The organism is Rhodococcus sp. 7Tela_A2 (assembly GCF_049311045.1).
GTDB lineage: Bacteria > Actinomycetota > Actinomycetes > Mycobacteriales > Mycobacteriaceae > Rhodococcus.
Map to the genome: position 1 here is coordinate 1 of NZ_JAXION010000205.1, position 2,716 is coordinate 2,716.

4 protein-coding genes, 3 tRNA genes and 1 pseudogene are annotated in these 2,716 nt (G+C 66.3%); 4 read left to right on the plus strand and 4 right to left on the minus strand.

Annotation, left to right across the window (positions count from 1 at the left end):
* Positions 1-149: 149 nt before the first annotated feature.
* From TVH25_RS21155 to TVH25_RS21165, 3 genes are all read left to right on the plus strand, one after another.
* Positions 150-221 (plus strand) — tRNA-Gln (locus TVH25_RS21155).
* Between the two features lie 87 nt (positions 222-308).
* Positions 309-384: transfer RNA gene (locus TVH25_RS21160), tRNA-Glu, on the plus strand.
* A gap of 85 nt (positions 385-469) precedes the next feature.
* Positions 470-542, plus strand: a tRNA-Glu gene (locus TVH25_RS21165).
* 56 nt (positions 543-598) lie between these two features.
* Here TVH25_RS21165 and TVH25_RS21170 read toward each other — a convergent pair.
* From TVH25_RS21170 to TVH25_RS21180, 3 genes are all read right to left on the minus strand, one after another.
* Entirely contained in the window at positions 599-772 is a 174-nt protein-coding gene (locus tag TVH25_RS21170; protein ID WP_169620361.1) for a DUF5302 domain-containing protein, read from the minus strand.
* Between the two features lie 82 nt (positions 773-854).
* On the minus strand, positions 855-1,367 hold the full coding sequence (locus TVH25_RS21175; RefSeq protein WP_296549261.1) for a pyridoxamine 5'-phosphate oxidase family protein: 513 nt from the start codon (positions 1,365-1,367) through the stop codon (positions 855-857).
* A 44-nt stretch (positions 1,368-1,411) separates the two neighbouring features.
* Positions 1,412-2,113, minus strand: coding sequence for an IclR family transcriptional regulator (locus TVH25_RS21180; protein ID WP_169620359.1), 702 nt, complete (start codon positions 2,111-2,113; stop codon positions 1,412-1,414).
* Between the two features lie 21 nt (positions 2,114-2,134).
* On the opposite strand from TVH25_RS21180, the pseudogene TVH25_RS21185 reads away from it, so the two are divergent.
* Positions 2,135-2,402, plus strand: a pseudogene (locus tag TVH25_RS21185) (hypothetical protein); the annotation flags it as partial.
* Here the strand turns inward: TVH25_RS21185 and TVH25_RS21190 are convergent.
* Positions 2,284-2,716: SDR family oxidoreductase (locus TVH25_RS21190; protein ID WP_422425400.1), on the minus strand; the 433-nt coding region annotated here is incomplete at its 5' end. The pseudogene TVH25_RS21185 and the gene TVH25_RS21190 sit on opposite strands and share 119 nt — an antisense overlap.

The following is a 2,716-nucleotide window of genomic DNA, read 5'->3' on the forward strand; positions in this document are numbered from 1 at the left end:
GCTTCCGCTACGCGGGCGCTTCCGGTTCGAGGCCGATTTACCTACTTTGACCAGGCGATTTGTAGTTGTGCACGGTGATGGTGCTAATCTTTCTCTCGGTTCGGGAACGGAGGCCGGAGCGCAGTGCGCAGGCCGAAGGGACAGTCCATTGGGGTATGGTGTAATTGGCAACACAGCTGATTCTGGTTCAGCCATTCTAGGTTCGAGTCCTGGTACCCCAGCTGCGATGTGGTGGTTTGCCCGCCACGTCTCGGCCAGCTAAGCTGGCTGAGCTTCCCCCGGGAAGCGTAACGAGAAGAAGTTCTCAGGCCCCCGTCGTCTAGCGGCCTAGGACGCCGCCCTCTCACGGCGGTAGCGTGGGTTCGAATCCCATCGGGGGTACCATGAACGGCCCATCGATCTCCGGATCGGTGGGTGTTCTTCTCTGAAAGCAGGCATGCCTTCCGGGGTGTGTCGAAGGAAAGTCCAGGCCCCCGTCGTCTAGCGGCCTAGGACGCCGCCCTCTCACGGCGGTAGCGTGGGTTCGAATCCCATCGGGGGTACAGGCAGAAGACCCTCCGAGCATCGCTCGGAGGGTCTTTTTCGTGCCGGGCCCATCTCATACGCTCTTGCGCCGGAACTCGCGGTGATGGTCCGCAGTCGCCTTCGGTCCGCGAGCCTTGGATTGAGCGTCGAGGTGCGCGGTGCCGTGCCCGTCGCGCTGATTCTTGTTCTTGCGCTCGAGCGCGTCACGGAATTTCTGTTTGAGGTGTTCCTTCTCCGAGTCGGTCATGGTGTCCCCTTCCTTCGCCGATGCCCTCGAAATGTAGCGCCGGGGGAACGGCGCTGTCGCCCCATTTATCGGGGGCCGAGGTTCAGCGTGCGGGCGAGGAGAGGTACGCAGCCGTGGTCCCGCCGATCTCCATCGCGGGCAGACCCAGCTTGCGGTGATCCCAGGATCGGACCCGCCCGGGCACGACGCGGACGGCGACCCGCTTGGCCATCATCTGCTCCACCGCGGGCCGCGCCTCCTCGGTGTAGGGAGCGGTGTACCGATTCCACACGTCGCGGCAGACGGCGAACACGGTGTCGTGGTCGTCGGTGATCTCGGCGTGGCCCTCGAGTGCGACGCCCCGCAACTGGTCGTACGTGTCGCCCGCCTCGACCAGTGCGGTGACGCGGTTGTCGCGCCGGAGATTGACGACCTTCTGGGACTTCGCCTTCGTCTCGAACCAGATCTCGCCGTCCAGTACCGCGTACCACATCGCGACGAGGTGGGGCATGCCCGTGGGACCGAGCGATGCGAGGGTCGCCACACGGCTGTGGTGGAGAAAATCGGAGATTTCCGAGTCGGTCATAGCGATTTCGGCGCGACGGTTGGTTCCCATGACGAGAACTGTGACATACCACGCACATCCGCCACCAGGGGTCGTCAGAGTCGTTTCTGCAACGCCTCGGCGGCGGCGAGAAGGTCTGCGGCCCACCGGGCACCCGGCCGGCGTCCCATGCGGTCGATCGGTCCGGACACCGAGACCGCCGCGACGACAGCACCGCCACCGTCCCGGACGGGTGCGGCCACGGACGCAACTCCGGGTTCGCGTTCGGCCGCGCTCTGCGCCCATCCGCGCCGGCGGACTTCGGTGAGGACGCGTTCCCCGAACGCGGCATCGGGCAGGATCGCACGCTGTACGGCCGTATCGGCCCACGCGAGAAGAACTTTGGCGCCCGATCCGGCGGTCATCGGCAGACGCGAACCGACAAGGACTGTGTCGCGCAGTCCCGTCGGCGGCTCGAGTGCTGCGACGCACACCCGGTGGGTGCCTTCGCGGCGGTACAACTGCACGCTCTCGCCGGTGATTTCGCGCAACCGGGGCAGGACGAGGGAGGCGGCCTCGGCGAGCGAGTCGCCGGCGCCGGTGGAGAGTTCGGCCAGACCCGGGCCCGGACGCCACTGACCGTCGCCGTCGCGCATGAGGAGGCGGTGTACTTCGAGACCGACTGCGAGACGGTGCGCGGTGGCCCGCGGCAAACCTGTGCGGGTGCACAACTCGTTGAGATTGCACGGTTGTTCGGCCACCGCGTGTAGGACAGTCATCGCTTTGTCCAACACTCCGATCCCGCTATGCTGTCTCATAGGTCGATACCTCCGTCTCGCATGCTGGGAAGCATAACGCATGCGGAACGAGGCGGGGACGACACCATACGCGGGCCGGACAGCCCTGAATCGGTCTCGCGTTCGTCACGTACGACAGGTGGAGAAGATGGCTGGAAAGACTCTGGCGGAGAAAGTGTGGGATCAGCACGTCATCGTGCGTGGTGGAGGAGAAGGTTCGGCGCGAGAGCCGGATCTGATCTACATCGACCTGCACCTCGTGCACGAGGTGACGAGTCCGCCGGCCCACGCCCGCCCGCGGCGGGGGGGGGGGGGGGGGGCGGGCCCCCCCCCCCCCCCCCCACGTTCGTGACAGGGATCAGCGCACCCGTGACGGGCGAACCCGCGTCGGAGATCAGGAACTCGATCACCTTGGCGACGTCGGCCGGCTGCGACCACTTGCTGGTATCGGCGTCGGGCATCGCCGCGCGGTTGGCGGGTGTGTCGATCACGACGGGCAGCAAGGCGTTGACCCGGATGTGGTCTTCGCGGTACTCGAGTGCCATCGTCTCGACGAGAGCGGAGACGGCGGCCTTCGACGCGATGTAGGACGCGCCGCCCGGGAACGGGCTGCGCGTCCTACAT

Bases quoted from the DNA above. Each gene is read 5' to 3' on its own strand.
- TVH25_RS21170 (WP_169620361.1), bottom strand. From the start codon at position 772: ATGACCGACTCGGAGAAGGAACACCTCAAACAGAAATTCCGTGACGCG.
- TVH25_RS21175 (WP_296549261.1), bottom strand. From the start codon at position 1,367: ATGGGAACCAACCGTCGCGCCGAAATCGCTATGACCGACTCGGAAATC.
- TVH25_RS21180 (WP_169620359.1), bottom strand. From the start codon at position 2,113: ATGAGACAGCATAGCGGGATCGGAGTGTTGGACAAAGCGATGACTGTC.